This is a genomic window from Herminiimonas contaminans (genome assembly GCF_015645465.1).
In the GTDB taxonomy this organism is placed as follows: Bacteria; Pseudomonadota; Gammaproteobacteria; order Burkholderiales; family Burkholderiaceae_D; genus Oxalicibacterium; species Oxalicibacterium contaminans.
This window is the reverse complement of record NZ_JADOEL010000018.1, coordinates 48263-70702: the sequence shown is the minus strand read 5'-3', so window position 1 is coordinate 70702 and position 22440 is coordinate 48263. Positions and strand designations below refer to the sequence as shown.

Here is a 22440-nt window from a genome sequence, read left to right as displayed (position 1 = left end):
GGGAATGAGATGAGTATCAAAAAAATGTTCACAAGTGCCCTTGCTGCAGGTGCTCTGTTGCTGGCAGTCGGATTCTCGGCTCCTGCAATGGCTGAAGACGCAGCAGCTCCGGCTGCAGCGCCAGCCGCGGAAGCGGTTGTGGTTGTGACCGAAACGCAAGCGGCTCCTGCTGCAGCACCAGCTGCTCCGGCGCCAGAAGTGGTGCTCAATACGGGTGATACCGCCTGGATGCTGACATCGACGATGCTGGTTATCCTGATGACCATCCCTGGCCTCGCATTGTTCTACGGCGGCCTTGGTCGTTCGAAAAACATGTTGTCCGTGTTGATGCAGGTCTTCGTGATCTTCTCGACCATCACCGTACTGTGGTGCCTGTATGGCTACAGCCTGGTGTTCGCGGATGGTGGTTCCTTTGTTGGTACCTTCGGCAAGCTCTTCCTCAATGGCGTCAAACCAGACACCCTGTCCGGCTCGATTCCTGAGTATGTGTTTATTGCCTTCCAATCGACTTTCGCGGCTATCACTTGCGCACTGATCGTTGGTGCTTTCGCCGAGCGTATGAAGTTTGCTGCAGTGCTGGCTTTCAGCATCCTGTGGTTCACGTTCAGCTACATCCCGGTTGCACACATGGTGTGGGCTCCTACCGGCCTGTTGTTCGCTGACGGCGCACTCGACTTCGCTGGCGGTACCGTGGTTCACATCAATGCTGGTGTAGCTGGCCTGGTTGGTGCGTACATGGTCGGCAAACGTATCGGTTTCGGCAAAGAAGCGATGCCTCCGCATTCGCTGACATTGACCATGGTTGGTGCTTCGTTGCTGTGGGTGGGCTGGTTCGGTTTCAATGCTGGTTCGGCTCTGGGTGCAAACCCGATCGCTGGCCTGGCATTCATCAACACCATTCTGGCGACCGGCGCAGCAACCCTGTCCTGGATCACAGTTGAATCCATGCTCAAAGGCAAGGCTTCGATGCTGGGTGCAGCGTCCGGTGCAGTTGCAGGCCTGGTTGGTATCACACCAGCAGCCGGTTTCGTCGGTCCTATGGGCTCCATCGTCCTCGGCCTGATCGTCGGTGCAGTCTGCGTATGGGGTGTAACTGGTCTGAAACGCCTGCTGGGTGCGGATGATGCGTTCGACGTATTCGGTGTACACGGTGTGGGCGGTATTGTCGGTGCGATCCTGACTGGTGTTCTGGCAGCTCCATCGTTTGGTGGTACCGGTGCAGCAGACTTCTCGATCGCTCACCAAGTGATGGTGCAGTTCAAAGCTGTGCTGATCACCGTAGTGTGGACGGCTGTGGTTGCCTTCATCATCTACAAACTGGTTGACCTGGTCATCGGTCTGCGTGTTTCGGATGAAGCAGAACGCGAAGGCCTGGACATCACCAGCCACGGTGAAACGGCTTATCACTCCTGATAACAGTTGTAACGTGATGGCCCTGCGCAAGTGGGCCACCAAAGAAAGCGCCCCCTCGCGGGGCGCTTTTTTCATTTGCCGGAGCGTTTTGGGTCTTTAAAAACGCTTTCCAGCCCTAATCTACGTGTGCCAAATTGAGCAAATCCGCCTGCAATGCGGACGACGCAAGCGGCATTTCCCGTTAGAATCAGCTTCAATTAACGATAGTTTCAGCACATAAGGTTTATATGGTTCCGCATCTCGTCACGGCTTTGAACGGTCCGCTGCTCGACCTTGAAAAGAAAATCCTGACCGCTACCCCTGCCATTGAGCGCTGGTTCAGGCTGGAGTGGCAAGAACATACCCCGCCGTTCTACTGCTCAGTCGATTTGCGCAATGCCGGTTTCAAGCTGGCACCAGTCGATACCAATCTGTTTCCTGGTGGTTTTAACAACCTTTCACCGGAAATGCTGCCACTGGCGGTGCAGGCGGCGATGGCGGCTATCGAGAAATATTGTCCGGATGCCAAGAATCTGCTGCTGGTACCGGAAGGCCATACCCGCAATACCTTCTACCTGCAGAACGTCGCGCGTCTGATGCAGATCTTCCGTCAGACCGGTTTGAATGTGCGCCTCGGCTCGCTGTCACCGGATGTGACCGGACCGACGCCGATCGAACTGCCGGACGGAACCACACTGACGCTGGAACCGCTGGAACGTTCGCAGAATGGTCGCCGCGTCGGCCTGAAAAACTTCGATCCTTGCACCATCCTGCTCAACAATGACCTGTCATCCGGCTTGCCGGCGATACTGGAAAACGTGAACGAGCAAAACCTGCTGCCGCCTTTGCACGCAGGCTGGGCGGTGCGACGCAAGACCAATCACTTTGCCGCCTATGACGAAGTGGTCAAAAAATTCGCCAAGCTGATTGATGTCGATCCATGGATGCTGAATCCATTCTTCATGAAATGCGAAGGCATCAACTTCAATGACAATACCGGCGAAGATTGCCTGGCGTCGAATGTCGACACCCTGCTGGCCAAGATGCGCAAAAAGTACAAGGAATACGGTATCAAGGAAAAACCGTTTGTGATCATCAAGGCCGATGCCGGTACTTACGGCATGGGCATCATGACCGTGCACGATGCGAGCGAGGTCAAGGACCTGAACCGCAAGCAGCGCAACAAGATGGCGGTGGTGAAAGATGGCCTGGAAGTGACAGATGTCATTCTGCAGGAAGGTGTGCCGACGTTCGAACGTATCAACGAATCGGTCGCTGAGCCGGTGGTGTACATGATAGATCGTTATGTGGTTGGCGGTTTCTATCGCGTCCATTCCGAGCGTGGCAATCATGAAAACCTGAATGCGCCGGGTGCACACTTTGTACCGTTGGCATTTGCCCACCAGCACGCATTGCCGGATTACCAGGCCAAACCGGGTACTGTCGCGCCTAACCGCTTCTATATGTACGGCGTGGTGGCGCGCCTGGCGTTGCTGGCAGCATCGCTGGAGATGGAGAAAACCGACCCCAATCCGGAAGTATATTAAGACCCGAATCGCCACCCTCACCGGTGGCGATTTCACTTTCGGTGAAAAATCCGACTTGGTGTCACAATTAAGCCCTTTGCAGTGCCTACCAATAACATGCTTGCCCGCCGCAATCGGGCAGCGCGCTTTTCAGGATGTGTTGAATGAAAATAGCCTTTGCCGCGGATCCGCTCGCTGGTTTCAAGATCTACAAGGACTCTACTTACGCAATGATGGCCGAAGCGGCCCGGCGTGGACATAGCATCTTTGTCTTCCAGCACAAGGATATGGCGTTCGAAGGCGGCAAGGTCGTCGCCAATATCTCGCGTGTAATCCTGACCGATGGCGGACAGGAAGACTGGTATCGCCAGGAGGCGCCAGTGGCGCAGGAGCTGACCGGCTTTGATGCCATCCTTGAGCGTACCGATCCGCCATTCAATATGGAATACATCTACGCGACTTATTTGCTGGAGCTGGCGCAGCAACAAGGCGCGCGCGTCTTCAACAAGCCGGAAGCCATCCGCAGCTTCAATGAAAAACTGGCGATTGCCCAATTTCCCCAATACATCGCGCCGACGCTGGTCACCGCAGATGCGACGCGGGTGCGTGCCTTCCATGAAGAGCATCGCGACATCATCCTCAAGCCGCTGGACGGCATGGGTGGTGCGGGGATCTTCCGCGTCAAGGACGATGCGCTGAACCTGGGTTCCATCATCGAAACCCTGTCCGATAATGGCAGGCGTACCATCATGGTGCAGCGTTACATTCCGGAAATCACCGATGGCGACAAGCGCATCCTGTTGATCGGCGAACAAGTTGTGCCGTACTGCCTGGCGCGCATTCCGCAAGGGTCGGAAATACGCGGTAACCTGGCGGTAGGTGGCATCGGCGTGGCGCGTGAAATTTCGGCGCGCGACCGTGAAATCGGTGAGGCTTTGGCGCCACTTTTGCTAAAAAGAGGCTTGTTACTGGTAGGATTGGACGCAATTGGTAGTTACATGACTGAATTAAATGTGACCAGCCCTACTTGCTTCCAGGAAATCAAGCAGCAAACCGGCTTTGATGTTGCCGGAATGTTTATTGATGCACTGGAAAAGAACGTAGCAAGCTGGAATTCCTGAGTAATTGATAGAATTTGCGCTTGCCGGGTAAATTCCGGCGTGAAAAAGGTTCGGATTAAATAGATGGTCGGTATTTTGTTATTGACGCATGCGCCGCTGGGACAAGCCTTCATCTCGGCTGCGACTCATGTATTCCGCACGCGTCCGGAGCGCCTTGACGCAGTTGATGTCAACGCTGATCAGGACACAGGCGAAGTTGAGCGCCTGGCAAAAAAAGCCATTGCCGGTCTGGATGATGGCTCCGGTGTGCTGGTGATTACAGATGTCATGGGCGGTACGCCGTCCAACTGTACTTTGGGTTTGTGCAATGTCGACAATGTCGCCGTCATTGCAGGTATCAGTTTGCCTATGCTGTTGCGCGCAATTACGTATCGGCAAGATACACTGGATGTAGTAGTGGAAATGGCGCTGGCGGGTGGCCAGGGCGGCGCGGTCAGGGTAGACAACCGCGTACGACTTTCGCCGAATTAATTTGAACCCAAATCTATAAGAAAAATGATCGAACAAGAAATCGAAATTATCAACAAACTCGGCTTGCATGCACGCGCATCAGCCAAACTCACACAGCTGGCAGCGAAATACAAAAGCGAAGTCTGGATGACGCGCAACAAACGCCGCGTCAATGCCAAGTCCATCATGGGCGTGATGATGCTGGCAGCTGGCAAGGGTGCCAAGGTGACGCTGGAAACCAATGGTCCGGATGAGCAAGAGTGTTTTAATGCGCTCGAGCTGCTAATACAGGATAAATTCGGCGAAGGCGAATAAGCCGATACACTTGGCAAGCACCTTGCTTGCACAGAGTGGCCTTATTTCCATTTTGTTGCTCCCTAGCTTCGGACCGAACCGATGACTTCATTCACGCTACACGGCATTCCAGTATCGCGCGGCATAGCAATCGGCCGCGCACATCTGCTTGCGCCGGCAGCGCTCGACGTACAGCATTACCTCATTGCCGACGACCAGGTCGAAGCCGAAGTATCGCGCCTGCAATCAGCCATCGCTGCGGTCCACGCAGAGTTACAGGCCATCTGGAATGAGCTGCCGCAGGATGCACCTGCCGAGCTTGGCGCATTTATCGATGTGCATGCATTGATACTTTCAGATCCGATGATTTCGGAAATGCCACTGGAGATTATTCGCTCGCGCTATTACAACGCTGAATGGGCGTTGGTCACGCAGATCGAAGAACTGTCTGCGCAATTTGAAGAAATCGAAGATCCTTACCTGCGCGAGCGTCGTGCCGACATCCAGCAAGTCGGCGAGCGCGTGCTCAAGGTATTGACCGGCAGCGCCAATCTTTTGCCGAAGTCGGATGGCAGTGAAGGTAGTGCCAGCATGATCGTCGTCGCGCACGATATCTCGCCAGCCGATATGCTGCAATTCCGTAATCGCGCCTTTAGTGGTTTCATCACTGACGTCGGCGGACAAAACTCACATACCGCCATCGTTGCACGCAGCCTGGATATCCCGGCGACAGTCGGTGTCTCGAACGCATCCGAGCTGATCGTGCAAGGAGACTGGCTGATCATTGATGGTGATGCCGGTGTGGTTGTGGTTGATCCGACGCCGGTGGTGCTGGATCAGTATCGCGAGAAGCAGGCGCGCCAGATACGTGATCGCAAGAAACTGGGTAAGCTGAAAAAAACGCCATCGCTGACTCTGGATGGCACACCGATCACCCTGCTGGCGAACATCGAATTTCCGGATGACTGCGCACACGCGATGGATGCGGGCGCGCACGGTATCGGTTTGTTCCGTTCCGAGTTCCTCTTCATGGGCCGCACCGGCCACGCGAATCAACTGCCATCGGAAGACGAACAATTCGAATCCTATAAACGTGCTGTCATCGCGATGAAAGGGCGTCCGGTCACGATACGTACACTGGACATCGGCGCTGACAAACCGCTCGACTTTGCTGAGCAGACTGCACTGAATCCGGCGCTGGGTTTGCGCGCTATCCGCTTCTGCCTGTCTGAACCGCAAATGTTCCTGACTCAGCTGCGAGCGATCTTGCGCGCATCAGCTTTTGGTCCGGTCAAACTGCTGGTGCCCATGCTGGCACATGCATTTGAAATCGATCAGACCCTGTTGATGATAGAGCAGGCCAAGAAGCAGTTACGCGAAGAAAAAATCAAATTCGATCCGGAGCTTCCGGTCGGTGCGATGATCGAAATCCCCGCCGCAGCATTGACCCTGCCTTTATTCATCAAGCGCATGGACTTCCTGTCGCTGGGTACCAATGACTTGATCCAGTACACGCTGGCGATAGATCGCGTCGATCATGAAGTCGCACATCTGTACAATCCCTTGCATCCTGCTGTCTTGTATCTGTTGTCGAGCACGATTGCCATTGCGGCTAAAGCAGGTGTGCCGATTTCGGTATGCGGCGAAATGGCGGGCGATACGAGTATGACGCGTCTCTTGCTGGGTATGGGTTTGCGTGAATTTTCGATGCATCCATCGCAGTTGCTGGCGGTGAAGAATGAAATCCTCAACAGCGACCTGACCGTGCTCGAGCCAGTAACGAAAAAAATTGCCCGACTCTTCGAGCCGAAAGTGATCAGTGAAGCGGTAGAAAAACTGCGGGCTTTGTAATCCACGTACACGGGCAGTTGCGACTGCCCGTTTTCTTTATATCCAGCCCAGAGCACCAATCAAGGCACCCGCTGCCAGCAGCCACAGGATGTGGATGCGCGTATTCAGCATCAGCAACATGGTGACAACCGTAATCAACCACAGCGGCCAGTCTTCAGATGGCTGGCTATGTGCGCTGGCAAGTATCCAGCCGGTTGCAAACACCAAACCAACCACCACAGGTGCCATTCCCAGTTTGAATGCGCGCACGGAACGCAATTCACGATTACGATGCACCCAGCGTGTCGCCAGATAAGTAAAGGTAGTACTGGGCAGCAGTATCCCGACCATGCAGAGCGCCATGCCTAGCAATCCGGTGCTCATATCACCTGCATTCAAACCTATATTCCACCCCATCAGCGCGACGAATAATACATTCGGGCCGGGAGCTGTCTGCGCGATCGTGATCGATGTGCTGAACTGTGCGTCGGTCAGCCAATGCTGTTCATCTACCAGGAAGCGATGCATCTCCGGTGCCGCTGCAATCGCACCGCCGAGTGAGAGCAGGGATAGGGATACATAGTGCAGAAACAGCTGCAACCAATCATTGGTTTGCAAGGATAGGTGCAAGGTCGTGCTCACGGAGCCAGCTTTCTGTACGCGAACATACAGCTGACCAGACCCAGGCCAAACAATGGATAAGCCAAAGGCAGGCGTAATAGCGCGACACCACTGAAGCAAAGTGCGCCGAGCAAGATGCACAAGCGTGGTCCGAGCGGATTGTTTTTCAAGGCGCGTGCCAGTTTGACGCCGGTGGCGAGTATCAGGCCGGCAGCAACGGCACCCATCGCGCGCAAGGCATCGACCACCGGCGGATAATGCGCGAACGGTGCGTAGATAATTGCGATCGTCAGTATTAGCATCAAGGGCAGCAAGAGCATGCCACTGAGCGCCGCCATCGCACCGGGCAAGCCAAAGTGACGACCACCGACGATGATGGACATATTCACGACATTCGGTCCCGGCATGATTTGCGCGACCGCCCAGTCTTCGACGAACTGTTCCGGCGTCAGCCATTTCTTCTTTTCCACCAATTCGCGTTGGACGATGGCTAGAACACCGCCGAAACCTTGTAGTGCGAGTAGCGTGAAGGAGAAAAAGAGATCAGCGAGGGATTTGGGACCGGAATTCGGTGAGATGTGCTCGACCCTGATGCTCTTACTGTCCATGAATACTTCTTTCATTCAAATGACGAGGATTAGGAGGAAATGTTAATGAAACTCGGGATGATCGGGTGATTTGTAGCAAATCAAGCGTGCAGGCAGTCGACAGTATAGGTCCAGGAATTGTGTACTTTTGAGAGAAGTACCCACATTTATGGGATAGGCGTAAGGTCTGCGCTACCTTACACTGCGCTTTGCCGAAATTTCACCTCCCAGCGTATGAACTATCTCATAGAAAAACATCCGGGCAAGACGATGTTTATTGCCATTTCACTGGCGCTTTCTTCGATACTTTTTCTAATCTAAAGCCAGGCTGGTTTAGTTCGCGGCTTATTTCGTCCAGGGCAAGTGCTTGATTTCGCCTTGCAATACGGGTGGAGTAGTGTGCAGGCTTGCTCCGCCACATATCTTCTTATAGACCGCGAGGTAATCGGCGGCCATCGTATCTGCATTGAAAGCAAGTGCTCGGGCGTGACTAGCCTGTGGATCAAACTTGCCGGAGGCGACCCCTTCTGCCAGTGTCGTGCGGCTTGCTGCAAGCACACCGCATTCCGGCGTGACGATTTCCGGTAATGCACCATATGGCGTGGCGAATACGGGCGCGCCGAAATACATGCTCTCAATGACCGCCAGGCCAAATGGCTCGTGCCATAAAACCGGAAACACCAAACCACGTGATCCGTTAAGCAAACGGAATTTTTCTGCGCCGCCCACCATGCCATGGAAAGAAACACGACGCGACCAGGTATAGCGAAAGCCGCGTTTCAGGTTCAGCCTATCGCCACCCAGCACGGCCAAGGGCACTCCCGCATCACCCGTTACATCGATGGCGCCCTGTACATTCTTGACGCGCCATGCCGCCTTCCCCAGGAAATGGAAATAGTCGCGGCTTTGTTGCCAGTCCACATTGCCATAGCCTGACCAGTCCAGCCCGTTGTAGACAAACGCTTCGGAGCCGTGGCGTTGTGCATGATTGCGCGATACAAAAACGGTATTGAGTGGCAGCGGGACGTTTTCCTGTGAATTGCCGTGCTGTGTCATCAAATGTGGCGCATTGATAGTGACGCCCGGATTGAATTGAAAATGCACGATGTCAATTCCATCAGGGATTTGCTGTTCCCAGGAAAGGTCTTCCCGCAGTGGTATTACAGGTGCGAAATCACAATGTGAACCAGATGGAACCAAATAGCTGACGCGGTGCCCCGCTCTTACCAGTGCGCGCCCCAGATCCCAAATCACACGTTCCGTGCCGCCATAGGCGTATACCGGTATGGGGCTGCGATTGATGATTAATATATGCATCAGGAACTTCTTGTCTTGGTCGCGTTATGGGAGGCCGTGAGCAGTGGCAGTACCACTGCCAGCGCAAGGGCTGTTGCATAGTAATTATGCGCAAAATTCACATTGGTCAGGCTGGCCGTTGCATGCATGAAAAGCACACCACCCAATTGCCATGCCGCGATGGGTGCCGTTCGTCGCATGTGGAAAATGGCGACTGCCATGCCTATCAGGAGTGCCAGGAACGATGCGAGTCCTATTACGCCACCATCCAGCGCACTATGCAGATACTGGTTATGGACGTGGCCGAGCGAACGAACTTCATGCAATTTTGCCTGTACTTCTGCGCTTTCTCCTTCGCCTGCATGTTTGATACGTCGCATGCGTTCGATGCTGCCTATACCTATCCAGGGTGATTCGCGTATACCTTCTACTGCCATCCCCCAAAGATAGAGTCGCGCGCCCATGGATGTATTGTAGTTTTCGCTTGTCCGGGCCTCGCTTATGTCATGTACTGCCTGATGCATGCGCAACACGTCGCCAGGCATGAACCAGGCACTGGCCAGCACAATGGCGACTGCCCCGAACAACATCAAGAACGCACGGTGGATGCTGGCATGGTGCGTACCATTGCGATACCAGAACCAAGCGTATACCAGGCAGCACCATGGAATAATCAGGAAGGCACCGCGGGACTGCGATAGCAATATCGCTCCTATGCCGCAGCCGGCACCAAAAAGCCACAGCCGACGCCGAACCATAGAATCTTGTTCGGAGAGTGCAGCCGGCAGTAACAAGGCAGTGTAGAAGCTGATGACTACCGCCCATGGAATGGCATTGGTTGCCAGAGAGTTTCTGACGACCACACTCGGGTCTTGAAACGTCAGGAAAACTGTCCATGCAAAAGCCAACAGGCAAGCCAGAGCGATAGCATGCAATAAGATGCGGCGCAGATAAGAAGATATTGCGCCTCGACGAGCCAGAAAAAATGCAGCTGTGGCGGCTAAAAGTATCCGCAGTGGAGCATTGAGTGTATCGCTTCCTTGTCGCGAAAGGAGTATGCAAATACCTGTCAGTGCCAATGCCAGAACGCAGCTTTTGAACCAGGTTGAGGTTACCGTAGCTGCGATGGAACTTGTATGTGATGGCGTGTTGCGTGTTTTAAATGCAATCCAGAATCCAAAGACCCAAAAGAATAACCATGCAGCCCCAAGTATCTTGGAATTTAATGGTCCTAACGCGATGAGCCCTGCCAATATGTAAAAGCTGGCATTTTTAAAGAAATGAGGATTGCGAGAATCGTGGGTGTGAATACTCATGCGCAGTCTTGATCAACGAACGACATCGGTACGCAATGTATCGCGATCGTACTCAAGTGCTGCGTAGCGGAAGAAACCCTCGAGTCCTACAAAGAAACAGTAAAGGAAGCCTGCGCCACCGCAGAGGAAACCCAGTTGACCTATATATAGCCGCAAAAACATGGACATGCCGGAAGCCAGGCCACGCAATACGCCTCCACGCTTGCCTTTTTCGGCTCGCTTGGCTGCACCGAGCATGGAGTACTGTGCAAGTTTCTCCAGGCTTCCATATACGGTTTCACGTGAGTGATGCAGCAGACGTGCTTTTAGCACCAGGCGGGGCGTAGGTTCAACGGTGAGCACGGCTTGTTCATGTACTACGCCTACGTATTCTTGCAACATGTCCCGACGGAACATGCGTTCTACCTTGGATTGCGAACGGAAGTATTTCAGTTCATGGCCAAAAGCCACCATGCGCCATTGGATTTTCCATACTGCGCGTACGCCGGATTGGACGACCGCCTGTAATTCCATTCGTAGTTCGGGCGTAATGACTTCATCTGCATCAAGGAAAAAGATGTAGTCGCAAGTCGAGTGCTTGATCAGGCGGTTACGTTGCAAGGCAAAGCCCTGCCAATCCGGATAGTTAAATACTTCAGCACCCGCAGCCTGGGCAATTTCACGTGTGTTATCCGTGCTGCCGCTGTCAACTACGATGCATTGGTCCGCAAATGAGGCGCTTTGCAAGCAGGCCGCAATGCGATGTGCCTCGTTCTTGGTAAGTATGGCGATCGTCAGAGTTGGGGTCGCATGCGCTTTGTCGTTTTGTCTATTCCCGGCCGGAATAGCATGCAGCGCTGTTTTGTTTTCCATGCAATTAACCTATTTCGATCCAAAATTCGTTACTGGCCAGCAGGTGACTAATGTCGTCACATTATCAGGTAGGCGGTTGACCTATAGATAGCGCCTAGTATCCTGAAGTGCCCGTGATTATAGGGCTATTGGACTGCAGGAATGAAACACTATGTTGCATTCTTGCCATTATATTTGTGTCAGTCTTGGTATAGATCCAGCCATTATTGCAGTGAATGTTGCGGGATGTTGGTTTTGTTTTCCGTTTTAGGGAATCGCCTCCCGTTTGACGGAGCGGGGCGACTTGTTTATTCTTATGGCATTGCGCCGATTTGACATCAGCTTGCGGGCGCATAATAAATACGGCTAAAGCGTGCTCGCAACTGAGTCTCGAATTTAGCCCGATAAGCGGATCGCTTTCGGGCTTTTGTTTTTTTGTAATGCCAGAGAAACCAGTGCCGTAGCTGCGCGCCCTTCTCCTGAATAGATAACATGACCTCAATCGGAATCGTTGCACCGCAATCCATGTTTTTCGCGAAGCCGCTGCCCTTGCAGAGCGGCGCGGAAATTACCGACTACACGCTGGTGTATGAAACCTACGGCACGCTGAATGCCGACCGTTCCAACGCGGTGCTGGTTTGCCACGCGCTGAATGCTTCGCACCATGTGGCGGGTACCTATAGCGAAGACGCGGGTACTACCGGCTGGTGGGACAATATGGTCGGACCGGGCAAGCCGCTGGATACGAATAAATACTTTGTCATAGGTGTCAACAACCTCGGCTCCTGCTTTGGCTCTACCGGCCCTATGCATATCAATCCGGCGACCGGCAAACAGTACGGTGCGCATTTCCCGGTCGTGACAGTGGAGGACTGGGTACAGTCGCAGGCGCGCCTGGCCGATGAATTGGGTATCAAGCAATTTGCAGCTGTGATGGGCGGTTCGCTGGGCGGCATGCAGGCGCTGGCCTGGAGCATTCTGTTTCCGGAACGTTTGCGTCATTGTGTGGTGATCGCCTCCACGCCGAAACTGACCGCACAAAACATCGCTTTCGATGACGTAGCGCGGCAAGCGATCCTGACCGACCCTGATTATCATGGCGGTGATTTCTATGCGCACGGGGTGGTACCCAAGAATGGCTTGCGCGTGGCGCGCATGCTGGGTCACATCACTTATTTGTCGGATGACGATATGGCGGCCAAGTTTGGCCGTGACTTGCGCTCCGGTTCGTATCAGTTCGGTTTCGGTATTGACTTCGAGATTGAGTCTTACCTGCGCTATCAGGGCGACAAGTTCTCGACTTACTTCGATGCGAATACGTACTTGCTGATTACCAAAGCGCTGGATTACTTTGATCCGGCCAAGGATTTCGGTGGCGACCTGACCAAGACCCTGGAACGCACACGTGCGAAGTTCCTGCTGGTGTCGTTCACGACAGACTGGCGTTTCTCGCCTGAGCGTAGCCATGAAATGGTGCAGGCTCTGGTTAACAATAATCGCACTGTCACCTATGCCGAGATCGATGCGCCGCACGGGCATGACGCTTTCCTGCTCGACGATCAGCGTTATATGAATGTAGTGCGTTCTTACTTTGCACGGGCGTATGAAGAAATTGATGGCGGTAGTCTGAAAGCAGGAGCAAGCGCATGAACTTCCAACAATTAAGCGCCCTGCGTCCCGACCTCGCGTTCATCGCACACTGGATCAATCCTGGCACCAAGGTGCTGGATCTGGGTTGCGGCGATGGCGTTATGCTGGACTACCTGCAATCAGACAAGCAATGCAGCGGCTATGGCATAGAGATCGACGACAAGGAAATTCCACTTTGTATCGACCGAGGTGTCTCCGTGATCCAGCGCGATCTGGAAGCAGGTCTGGCGATTTTTGCCGATAATGCATTCGATACGGTCTTGTGCCTGTCTGCCTTGCAGATGATGAAGGATGTCGAAGGCGTGCTGCGTGACATCTCGCGTGTCGGTCGTGAGGCTATCGTATCTTTCCCTAACTTTGCCTACTGGCCGCATCGGATTGCCTTGCTGCGCGGGCGCATGCCGGTATCGAAAAGCCTGCCTTACGAATGGTATGACACGCCCAACCTGCGTTGCGCGACCATCAATGACTTTGAAGAACTGGCGAATGAAGTCGGGCTGGAGGTCGTTGAATGCGTCGCCTTGAGTGAAGGCGAACCAGTCAGCTTTATGCGTAACTGGCGCGGCAGCCTTGCCGTCTTCCGCCTGCGGAAAAAACAATAAGGCTTAACTGTCCTGCGATGTTGTGGTTTTTGGTGCTGTGCGCGACGCAAACCACAGCAGGACGATGACCGGTAAGCCAAGCAAGGCGGTACCAGTGAAGAAGCTGGCATAGCCAAAGCTATCGACATATGCACCGGAATAACCGGCAATGAATTTCGGCAGTAGCAACATCATCGAACTGAACAAGGCATATTGCGTGGCCGAGTAACTGATATTGGTCAGGCTGGACAGATAGGCAATGAAGGCCGCACTGGCGATGCCGCTGGCCAGGTTGTCAGCTGAAATCACCAGCACCAGCGCCTGCACATCATGGCCGTGGCCGGAGAGCCAGACAAACAACAGATTGCTGGCAGAGCTCAGGATCGCACCCAACGCCAGTATGCGCATCATGCCAAAGCGCATCGACAATGCCCCGCCTATGAAAGCGCCCACCAGCGTCATGATGATGCCGAAGATCTTGGTGACGGCCGCAACCTCATCCTTGCTGTATCCCATATCCACATAAAACGGATTCGCCATAATGCCCATCACCACATCGCTGATGCGGTAAGTGGCGATCAGAGCCAGGATCAGTAGTGCCTGCCAGCGGTAGCGCACGATGAATTCGCGGAACGGCCCTATCAATACATCATCCAGCCATGCTGCAACATTCTTGGCTGGTGGCAGGATGCGCCGCGCCGGTTCAGCGGAGAACAATACAGTGATGACACCAACCAGCATGGAAACTGCCATCGCGAAGTAGGCTACGCGCCAGGCGCCCGGCTGGTAACTGCCGTTGCCGACTACTTCTGCGCGTGCTGCGATCCACAGGACACCGGCACCGGCCCAGATCATCGCGAGGCGATAGCCGGTCTGGTAGCTGGCAGCCAGCGCTGCCTGGCGGTCGGTATCCGCCGATTCAATACGGAACGCGTCGAGGGAAATATCTTGTGTGGCGGAGCCGAAGGCCACCATGAGCGCGCACCAGACCACCGGTTCCAGCGCGACATGTGGGTCATTCAGCGCCATGCCGACCAGTCCGGCCATGATCGCCAGTTGCGACAGCAGCAGCCAGCTACGGCGACGTCCCATCCAGCGGGTCAGCAGCGGGATCGGTACGCGGTCGACCAGAGGTGCCCATACCCATTTGAAGGCATAGGCCAGGCCGACCCAGCTCAGGTAACCGATGGTGCTGCGATCGATGCCAGCCTCGCGCAACCAGAAGCTGAGTGTGCCGAGTACCAGCATAAGGGGCAAACCGGCAGAAAATCCCAGCAACAGCATGCGCAAGGTGGCGGTTTCGAGATAGACCTTGAACGTGTCTGACCATGAACGCCGGGCTACATCGCTGTTGCGAAAAATCATCTTTTCTTACCTTGATTGAAGGGAGTGGCGCCACTGCGCCAACAGGCTGAGATGCTGACACAAGAGTGCCCGGGCAGCAAGCGATGCAGCGATACCTGTCGCCAGAATGCGGGGATGACGGTGTTTTTCCGCTGTAACGGCTAACGACGGTTTATCATGGGAGCCTTCCCTATACCGCTGCAATTATTCCTATGCTGATCATCACCATTAAACAAGGCAAAGAAAAAAGCCTGCTCGCACGCCAGCCATGGATTTATGCATCTGCAGTCGAGCGCGTTGATGGCAAGCCGGCGGAACGCATGAAGCAGGGTGCAACCGCGCTGGTGCGCTCGTCGTCCGGTAAATTCCTGGCGCGCGCCGCGCATGCACCGAAATCCCAGATCCAGGCACGCGTCTGGACTTTCGATGAGGCGCAACCGGTCGATCATGCGCTGATCAAACGTCGCGTCAAGGCTGCCATCCAAAAACGTGTCGCCGCAGCCAAGGGCAAGCGGGTCGGTGCGGCCAAGCGTTTGCCATTGGTAATTGGCGATGAAGATGAATTGTCGGGTTTGCTGGTGGACTGGTATGGTGACCAGAAGGGTTACCTGATTTGCGAATTCCAGTCAGCAGGTGTCGACGCCTGGAAAGTCGCCATTGTGCAGGCACTGATTGCGGAAACGGGTTGCCCCAATGTGTATGAAACGGCCGATGAGTTGATCCGCAAGGGTGAAGGTTTGCCGTTCAACTATGGCGTATTGGCCGGCGATGAGCCGCCGGATGATTTGTTGTAATGGAGAGCCGTGTGCACTGTGAGCTGACGACAGACGATCTGAGGGTATGTAAATAATGGCGGCCCCGTTCCGGCAGAACTTCTGGCCGCATTCCGGCTACCAACTGACTCGGCGTGATGTCGACGGTCGCTTGCTCTTAAGCGATGAGCTGTTGCGTGCCTGGTGGCACCGGCCGGAAGTGGCGCCGATAGATGAATCCTGTGCGCAAGAACGTGCATTGCATGCCGCTTTGCTGGCCGAGCCGCGTCGTGTTGTCACGGACGCAGAGATCAGCGCCTTGCAGGATCCTGATGCGCAGGATAACTATCGCATCCTGCTGGCATGGCGTGATCGCTTGCTGGCAGCACCGACGCTGGAAGCGGCGTATCTCGATCTGTTCCGTGCGGGCAGTATCAATGTGCCGCCGGTTTTCATTGATCAACTGACGCAGTTGATCGTGCAGGGCATGCTGGATGGCAGCGAAGAAGCCTTGCAAGTGCGAGCTGCCGAACTGTTTTTCCGCAAACAAAAAGTGGCGATAGAAAATGGTGCCGTGATGCTGGCCGATGCCGACACCGTCGAATTGCACGCGACGGGTGGCAATTACGGTGATATTGGTCGCTTGCTGATAGAAGCCAATACCAAACCACGTCGTGTCGAGCTGGATGTACTGGATCAGGAAAACGCCGAGACCTATTGGGCGCGCAATGAACGACACGATACGGTCATCAGCTTTGCCTATGGTCGTGCCGCTTTAACTGCATTTTGTCGCGTGGTCGAAAAATGGATACAGCATTTCTACGGTGTTTCTGTAGTCGTGCGACCTTTGCGTGCGATTGAAGCCAAGCACTGGGCCTGGCATATAGGTTTGGATGCAGAAGCCAGCGCTATCCTGAATGATTTGTATGCAGGGGTAGAATTGGAAGAGGAGCGCAATCGCCGCATCCTGTCGCTGTTCCAGCTCGACTTCGTTGATCCGGCCGTGGTTCGTGCTGATGTCGCTGGTCGTCCTGTGTATATGGCTTGTGCGATGAATGCAGAAGAGTTGTTGCGCATCAAGCCGCAAAATCTATTGTTGAACCTGCCGCTGGCATCAATCTCCTGATTTGCATCGACCGGCTATATGAGCGCATCCAGTAATACGCCGCTGACCGACAGCGCACCGCATAATCGCTATGACCGCATGGAGTGGGCTGGTGCTTTTGGTGATCTGGGTACGCTGATTCCGTTCATCGCTGCTTATATTGGCGTGCTGAAAATGAATCCGTTTGGCGTGTTGTTTGCATTCGGCGTTTGCATGCTGGTGTGCGGGCTGTATTACAAAACGCCATTCCCGGTGCAGCCTATGAAAGCCATAGGCGCAGTCGCGGCTTTGCAGGCGGTGCAGACTGCCGTGGTGACTCCGGCCGCAGTATATAGTGCAACGCTGGTGACAGGTGTCATCTGGCTATTGCTCGGCGTGACGGGCCTGGTCTCGCGCGTGGCGCGATTAGTGCCGCCACCGGTCATCATCGGTATCGTGTTCGGCCTGGGCTTTGGCTTCATGTTGCAAGGCGTGACGATGATGCAGACCGATTGGCTGATTGCGGTAATAGGTGGTAGCGGCACCTTGCTGTTGATGGGGAATAAGAAGATCCCCGCCATGTTTGTCTTGCTGGCCTTTGGTGCCGCAGTCGGCGTAGTACAAAATCCGGAATTGCTGACCGCACTGGCACTAAGCAATATAGGTTTTCATCTGCCAACATTCGCCCTGACTGATCTGTCATGGAATCAATTCTTTGTGGGTGCGGTTTTGCTCGCATTGCCGCAAATTCCTTTGACCCTGGGCAATGCCGTGATCGCCATTAAGGAAGAAAATAACCGCTTGTTTCCGCATCGACCCGTAACCGAGCGCAGCGTATCGATCTCAACCGGTTTCATGAATTTGTTCAGTGCATCGGTCGGTGGTGTGCCCATGTGCCATGGTGCAGGTGGTATGGCCGGACATATTGCATTCGGTGCGCGAACCGGTGGCGCGGTAGTCATCCTGGGTACAGTGTTGCTGGTGCTGGCATTTTTCTTCAGCGATTCAGTGGAAGTGCTGTTCAAGCTGTTTCCCACAGCGGTGCTGGGTGTCATTCTGTTTCTTACCGGTGCGCAATTGGCGCTGGGTAGCAGCGTCTTTCCGGTGGATCGTGGCGCCCGCGTCGTGGTGCTGCTGACCGCCGCCTTGTGCATGTGGAATGTCGGTGCTGGCTTCGTGGTCGGCGTGGTCCTGCATCACCTGCAGCAACGCGGTCGTATGCGGATGTAAACAATCCGCACGAACCTTTGTTGCATACATAGGTCTACCGTCGTTCTTGCCTGAACGAACAGGGTATTGCTGTTACTTGCCAGCATATGCCCGCTGCTTATCCATGAATACTGTAATACAGCGCCGCTGGCAGCTCGATGCCTTGCGCGGCTTGATGTTGGTCATGATGTTTTCCACCCACCTGCCTACCCGTTTCAGTATCGGCTTCGGACAGACGCTAGGCTATGTGTCAGCGGCGGAAGGCTTTGTCATGTTGTCTGCTTTCATGGCGGGCATGATCTACACCAGCAAGGCCTTACGTGATGGTGTGGATGCCATGCGCCGGGCTTTCTTCAGACGCACGCTGACGGTTTACGCCTGTCACGTCACTTGCCTGCTCCTGCTGTTTACCCTGATTGCGGCATTAGGATTGAAGTTCGATCAGCCCGGCCTGAAAAACCTGATTGGCTATTATCTGGAAAATCCGCTGACTGGTTTGCTGGGTGGCATGTTATTGATTTACAACCCGCCCTTGCTGGACATCCTGCCGCTGTATGTGATGTTGCTGCTGATCAGTCCGTGGATACTCGCGCATGGCATGCGACATGGCTGGCGTGGCATCTTTATCGTGAGCATAGCCTTGTGGCTGGCTACGCAGTTCGGCCTGTCTTCGTTTCTGTACAGCATGCTGGTTGCAGTCACCGGTTTGCCGGTTCCATTCCGTGAGACCGGATCTTTCGAAACCTTTGCCTGGCAATTGTTGTGGGTATTTGGTTTATGGCTGGGTTCGCTCGATGCAAACGGTGTTTTGCAACGACGTAAGGCATTTGCACCATGTCTGGTTTGGACTGCTGTCGTACTGGCGCTCATGTTTTTCGTCTGGCGTCATGCGGTCGGGCAGATACCGTTCCCCGGCAATGAAACACTGAATCTGTGGCTGGATAAATGGCACCTCGGGCCATTGCGTCTGCTTAATTTTATGGCACTGCTGGTAATCGTCATGCACATAGGCAGTGCCAAACGTGTAGACCTTCCTCGCTTTAAATTTCTGGAAACGATGGGCGCTGCGTCATTGCCGGTGTTCTGTGCGCATCTGATTTTGGTGTTGCTCACACTCGCCATCATCGGCGATGCATTCGATGAACGTTTCGACTGGATGGATGAGATCTTGCTGAGTGGCGGACTGGTCTTGCTGTATCTGTCGGCTGCCGCTTCTTCGCGCTTCAGGAACCGACAGCGAGTATCCAGACGTTGATGAACTATTCGAGCCAGCGTGCGCGGCTGGCTGAGATCGCAATCGCAATCGCCATGATGCCGATCAGGCCGAGCGCAACTTGCATGCCCCACCCCTGTGCCAGGAAGCCGATTACTGGCGGGCCGATCAGACCGCCGCTGTAACTGAACGTGGCGACTGCCGCCAATGCGGTAGCACCATGTCGTCCGGCCGAGCTGAAGACAAACGGAAAGACGGAAGCGAAGCCAGCACCTGCCATGGCGAAGCCGAATATGGTCAGTGGAATGTTGATAGCCGCGACGGCAATAAAGATGCCGCATGCAGCGAATGAAGCGCCGACCGCAACCACACGTCGTGCGCCGTATCTGTCCTTGAAACGATCGCACACCAGGCGTGCGGCCAGCATCAGTGCCGCGAAACCGGCGTAAGCCAGAGGTGCCACGCCGTCATGCGCACCCATGCGATCCTTCATGAAGACGCCGCTCCAGTCGGCGATCGAACCTTCTGCCACTGCGCCACAGAAACCGATGATGCCGAGTGCCACTAGCGGGCCATGCGCAATCGCAAAGTATTGTTTGCTGCTGACATGTTCTATCTGATCCGCAGGTAATGCCTGATAAGCGAGGTACAAGGGCAGGAGCAATGCAAGTGCGGTAATGATGAAGTGGGCGGTGGGTGTAATCCCTATGCCTGCCATCAGGCTGCCGAACAAGGCACCGCTGACAGCGCCCACACTGAACCACGCATGCAGCAACGACATGGTCGAACGCCCCGCCTGTTTTTCCTGCTCGGTGCCGATCGCGTTAATCGCAACATCGAAGCAACCGGAGCCTGCACCCAGTGCCACTGCGACGATCACCAGCCACGTCATGCTGGGTGCCAGTGCCAATGCGGGCAATACGATGATGAGTGCGAGTCCTGAATACCATGCCGCGCGTCGGCCGCCGAAGCGCCCGACTAGCCATGCCGCCAGCGGGAACGAAGCGACTGCGCCAAAACCGCCGCCCAGCAAGACCATACCCAGTTGCGCCGGATTCAATTGCAAGGCATCGCGGATCGCCGGTATGCGTGCTGCCCAGGATGCATAGATCACACCCAGCAGTATGAAGAGAAAGGGCGTGGCAGCAGAACCCAAACGGGCAAAGCGGGGTGCGGCAGATGAAAGGGATTCAGTGGACATCGAATAAGAAGAACTAAGCGGAACCAAGCAGGATGCTTGCGTTTGCACGCAATGCTGAATTGTATTGTGTTCGGACGGATCGCGTGCGGCAGATGTAGAAACAGGCGCAATAGCAGCGCCTGTTATTTATGCAAGACTACTTATCCCAATCGGGCTCAAGCTTTGGATAGCTTGGGCTGCATAGGATCTGCTGTCAGGTAACCAACTGCCGCGCTGAATCTGTCGTTGTAGTTAGCCTTGATCAAGGGATCCAGCTTGTCTTTGACCTTGCTGTGCAATTTGCCACTCCAGTCACCAGCGTGCTGGAAGTTGCTCATGATGTAAGTCCAGCCATTGATTTCATCAACCGCGTGCAGACCGGTGGATTCGGCACCTGCTGGTACGGACATGATGCGCGCCAGTTTTTTAGTGTCTACGTTGTAGGCCCACAGGAAGTTGTTGACGTGTGTGCTGCTGTCTTCACCGATGAAGAGCGTGCGCATCTTTTCGGAGAACTTCAGGTTGTCCGGATTCGCGATCTTGTCCGGATTGGCCAGATTGCCTAATGCATCTGCAGCGATGTCTTCACCAATTAGCAGGGCACGGGTTTGTACTGGTACCCACTCGCTGACTATCGCTGTGTCGCTGGTATCGCGTTGTCCACCGGTCAGTTTGTGCGCGTATACGCCGCCAGCCACGATAGCCTTGTTGACGCTGATGTTGCTTGCAGGATTCCATGCTGGATCGTTTTTCACCATCGAGTTCTGGATGTTTTGCAAGGCAGAGTAGGCGATCTTGTCCTTGATGTTGACAGTTGTCCCTTCCATCTTGGTGAAGCCCATGCTGGCACCGACCAGATTGGCGTAGCGATGCGTTTCGAGGAAGGCGGCGGCCTTTTCCATGGCTGGTTTCAGTTTGACCCAATTCGCAATGCCATCGGCATACAGCTTGGTATAGCTGGCGTCGTTCGGATCAGCTTTGACGCTGTGCATGATGTCGGACGGTTTCAAGGTGTTCGCCAGCTTTTCGATTTCTGCGCTGCTGGCATGACCCAATTTAATCCAGCTCAGTGCTGCGCCAGGTGCAGCCGGATCGACCGAGAAACCTGCGCCGACTTTGGCGACATACAAGGTACCGGCTGACAGGTCTTTCTCCTTGTCAGCGACGAACATGAACAAGCCACCATTGGTGTAGTCATCGCCCATCAATACCGTGCGATTGTCCGGCATCACTTGTATCAGTTCGTGCGAGATGCGGCCGAGGCAAAAATGCTTCTTGATGCTGCCGCTGCCATCTGCATGCACTGTTATTTCTGGCAGATGGCCATAGTGGTAGGGATTGGCTTTGTTTTCATCGCCAAACAAATTCTTGCTGAAAGTTTTGAAGAACGGACTGTCGTTGATGAATTGCGCATCGGGCTCGTACTCTTCACTCGACAGATGCGTGTTCCACGGCGACAGGCTGGCACCGCAAGTGATCCACAAGCCATGTACCGAGGAGGTATCAACGTTGTGATATTTGACCAGCGAGAGTTTGCCGTTGCTTTGATCCTGGTCGAGTGTCAGTACCGCTATCGGTGATGGCAAGGTGCCGTATGCATTGTTCTTGCCGCTGACTGCACCCGCCTGGTCGCGTGTGGTGTATTCAAACTGCACGACGCCGAACACGGCCTTGCCTTTGATGTTGGCGACGTTCGCATTTGGCAACGCGAGCAGCGAAGTGCCGTCCGGCGAGTCAGAGAAAAATTGTCTTTCCTTGCCCGCGACCGAACGATCGATGATGGGCTTGTTATTGATGTCGTAGTAGCCACCGCTGATGACAGTGCCACCCTTGCCATCCGGTACTGCTTGGCCGGTGATGAAGAAAGGTTGATAAGCGAGGCGATAGCTCTGTACCGAGTTGTCACCGTAGTGCACATTCAGGGTGGAGCCGACTGTAGTAGTGGCCATCGCGACTGCATCAGCCAGCGATGGCGCCGCCATAGGCGTGAAGCTGGTGGCGACGTATTCTTTGGCGGCGGATGGAGCAGCTGTGCTGCAGGCAGTCAGGAAAGCGGATGATGCGCCCAGCGGCAATAAAGGTGCGCTGGCGAGGAATTTAAGAGCTTGACGACGTGATGGATGTGGCTGATCGGACATGGCTATTTCCAGGATGGTTGAGTTG

20 protein-coding genes are annotated in these 22440 nt (G+C 54.5%); 12 read left to right on the top strand and 8 right to left on the bottom strand.

Annotated features, from left to right (window positions below; genetic code table 11):
• Window positions 1–9 precede the first annotated feature (9 nt).
• The 6 genes from IXC47_RS17110 to ptsP all read left to right on the top strand — a co-directional run bounded on the left by IXC47_RS17110 (window position 10) and on the right by ptsP (window position 6634).
• Window positions 10–1413, top strand: coding sequence for an ammonium transporter (locus IXC47_RS17110; RefSeq protein ID WP_195876449.1), 1404 nt, complete (start codon window positions 10–12; stop codon window positions 1411–1413).
• 227 nt (window positions 1414–1640) lie between these two features.
• Window positions 1641–2939, top strand: coding sequence for a glutamate--cysteine ligase (gene gshA / locus IXC47_RS17105; RefSeq protein ID WP_175624256.1), 1299 nt, complete (start codon window positions 1641–1643; stop codon window positions 2937–2939).
• 143 nt (window positions 2940–3082) lie between these two features.
• Entirely contained in the window at window positions 3083–4039 is a 957-nt protein-coding gene (gene gshB, locus IXC47_RS17100) for a glutathione synthase (RefSeq protein WP_195876448.1), read from the top strand.
• A 63-nt stretch (window positions 4040–4102) separates the two neighbouring features.
• A complete protein-coding gene (locus IXC47_RS17095) occupies window positions 4103–4510 on the top strand; it encodes a PTS sugar transporter subunit IIA (protein WP_175624254.1) in 408 nt (135 codons plus the stop codon).
• Window positions 4511–4534: 24 nt separating this feature from the next.
• Window positions 4535–4804: an HPr family phosphocarrier protein gene (locus tag IXC47_RS17090; RefSeq protein WP_175624253.1), complete on the top strand. Its 270-nt coding sequence runs from the start codon at window positions 4535–4537 to the stop codon at window positions 4802–4804.
• 81 nt (window positions 4805–4885) lie between these two features.
• Complete coding sequence (gene ptsP, locus IXC47_RS17085) at window positions 4886–6634, top strand: phosphoenolpyruvate--protein phosphotransferase (protein ID WP_195876447.1); 1749 nt, start codon at window positions 4886–4888, stop codon at window positions 6632–6634.
• 36 nt (window positions 6635–6670) lie between these two features.
• Here ptsP and IXC47_RS17080 read toward each other — a convergent pair whose 3' ends face one another.
• The 5 genes from IXC47_RS17080 to IXC47_RS17060 form a co-directional block, all read right to left on the bottom strand.
• Complete coding sequence (locus tag IXC47_RS17080) at window positions 6671–7255, bottom strand: chromate transporter (protein WP_195876446.1); 585 nt, start codon at window positions 7253–7255, stop codon at window positions 6671–6673.
• Complete coding sequence (locus tag IXC47_RS17075; protein ID WP_195876445.1) at window positions 7252–7842, bottom strand: chromate transporter; 591 nt, start codon at window positions 7840–7842, stop codon at window positions 7252–7254. Before IXC47_RS17075 ends, IXC47_RS17080 begins: the two co-directional genes overlap by 4 nt.
• Window positions 7843–8166: 324 nt before the next feature.
• On the bottom strand, window positions 8167–9138 hold the full coding sequence (locus IXC47_RS17070) for a glycosyltransferase (RefSeq protein WP_195876444.1): 972 nt from the start codon (window positions 9136–9138) through the stop codon (window positions 8167–8169).
• Window positions 9138–10433 carry an O-antigen ligase family protein gene (locus tag IXC47_RS17065; RefSeq protein WP_195876443.1) on the bottom strand — a complete coding sequence of 432 codons (1296 nt, stop codon included), beginning with the start codon at window positions 10431–10433 and terminating at the stop codon, window positions 9138–9140. The genes IXC47_RS17070 and IXC47_RS17065 overlap by 1 nt, the downstream gene beginning before the upstream one ends.
• Before the next feature lie 12 nt (window positions 10434–10445).
• Entirely contained in the window at window positions 10446–11285 is an 840-nt protein-coding gene (locus tag IXC47_RS17060) for a glycosyltransferase family 2 protein (RefSeq protein ID WP_195876442.1), read from the bottom strand.
• A gap of 471 nt (window positions 11286–11756) precedes the next feature.
• Here IXC47_RS17060 and metX point away from each other — a divergent pair, with 471 nt between their 5' ends.
• The gene (gene metX / locus IXC47_RS17055) at window positions 11757–12914 is read left to right on the top strand and encodes a homoserine O-succinyltransferase MetX (protein ID WP_195876441.1); all 1158 of its coding nucleotides are present in this window, start codon (window positions 11757–11759) and stop codon (window positions 12912–12914) included.
• Window positions 12911–13516 (top strand): methionine biosynthesis protein MetW, encoded by a 606-nt coding sequence (gene metW, locus IXC47_RS17050; RefSeq protein WP_175624246.1) that lies wholly within the window; start codon window positions 12911–12913, stop codon window positions 13514–13516. The genes metX and metW overlap by 4 nt, the downstream gene beginning before the upstream one ends.
• Before the next feature lie 3 nt (window positions 13517–13519).
• On the opposite strand, the gene IXC47_RS17045 is transcribed toward metW, so the two are convergent.
• Window positions 13520–14860 carry an AmpG family muropeptide MFS transporter gene (locus tag IXC47_RS17045; protein ID WP_195876440.1) on the bottom strand — a complete coding sequence of 447 codons (1341 nt, stop codon included), beginning with the start codon at window positions 14858–14860 and terminating at the stop codon, window positions 13520–13522.
• Window positions 14861–15051: 191 nt separating this feature from the next.
• Between IXC47_RS17045 and IXC47_RS17040 the strand changes: the two genes are divergently transcribed.
• The 4 genes from IXC47_RS17040 to opgC all read left to right on the top strand — a co-directional run bounded on the left by IXC47_RS17040 (window position 15052) and on the right by opgC (window position 19139).
• Window positions 15052–15633 carry an SAM-dependent methyltransferase gene (locus IXC47_RS17040; protein WP_175624244.1) on the top strand — a complete coding sequence of 194 codons (582 nt, stop codon included), beginning with the start codon at window positions 15052–15054 and terminating at the stop codon, window positions 15631–15633.
• A gap of 55 nt (window positions 15634–15688) precedes the next feature.
• On the top strand, window positions 15689–16717 hold the full coding sequence (locus IXC47_RS17035) for a DUF6352 family protein (protein ID WP_195876439.1): 1029 nt from the start codon (window positions 15689–15691) through the stop codon (window positions 16715–16717).
• 18 nt (window positions 16718–16735) lie between these two features.
• Window positions 16736–17905, top strand: coding sequence for a putative sulfate/molybdate transporter (locus tag IXC47_RS17030; protein WP_175624242.1), 1170 nt, complete (start codon window positions 16736–16738; stop codon window positions 17903–17905).
• A 103-nt stretch (window positions 17906–18008) separates the two neighbouring features.
• Complete coding sequence (gene opgC, locus IXC47_RS17025) at window positions 18009–19139, top strand: OpgC domain-containing protein (RefSeq protein ID WP_195876438.1); 1131 nt, start codon at window positions 18009–18011, stop codon at window positions 19137–19139.
• Between the two features lie 4 nt (window positions 19140–19143).
• Here the strand turns inward: opgC and IXC47_RS17020 are convergent, their stop codons facing one another.
• Both IXC47_RS17020 and IXC47_RS17015 read right to left on the bottom strand, forming a co-directional pair.
• Window positions 19144–20298: an MFS transporter gene (locus IXC47_RS17020; protein ID WP_195876437.1), complete on the bottom strand. Its 1155-nt coding sequence runs from the start codon at window positions 20296–20298 to the stop codon at window positions 19144–19146.
• A gap of 155 nt (window positions 20299–20453) precedes the next feature.
• Complete coding sequence (locus IXC47_RS17015) at window positions 20454–22415, bottom strand: PhoX family protein (protein ID WP_195876436.1); 1962 nt, start codon at window positions 22413–22415, stop codon at window positions 20454–20456.
• Window positions 22416–22440: the final 25 nt, after the last annotated feature.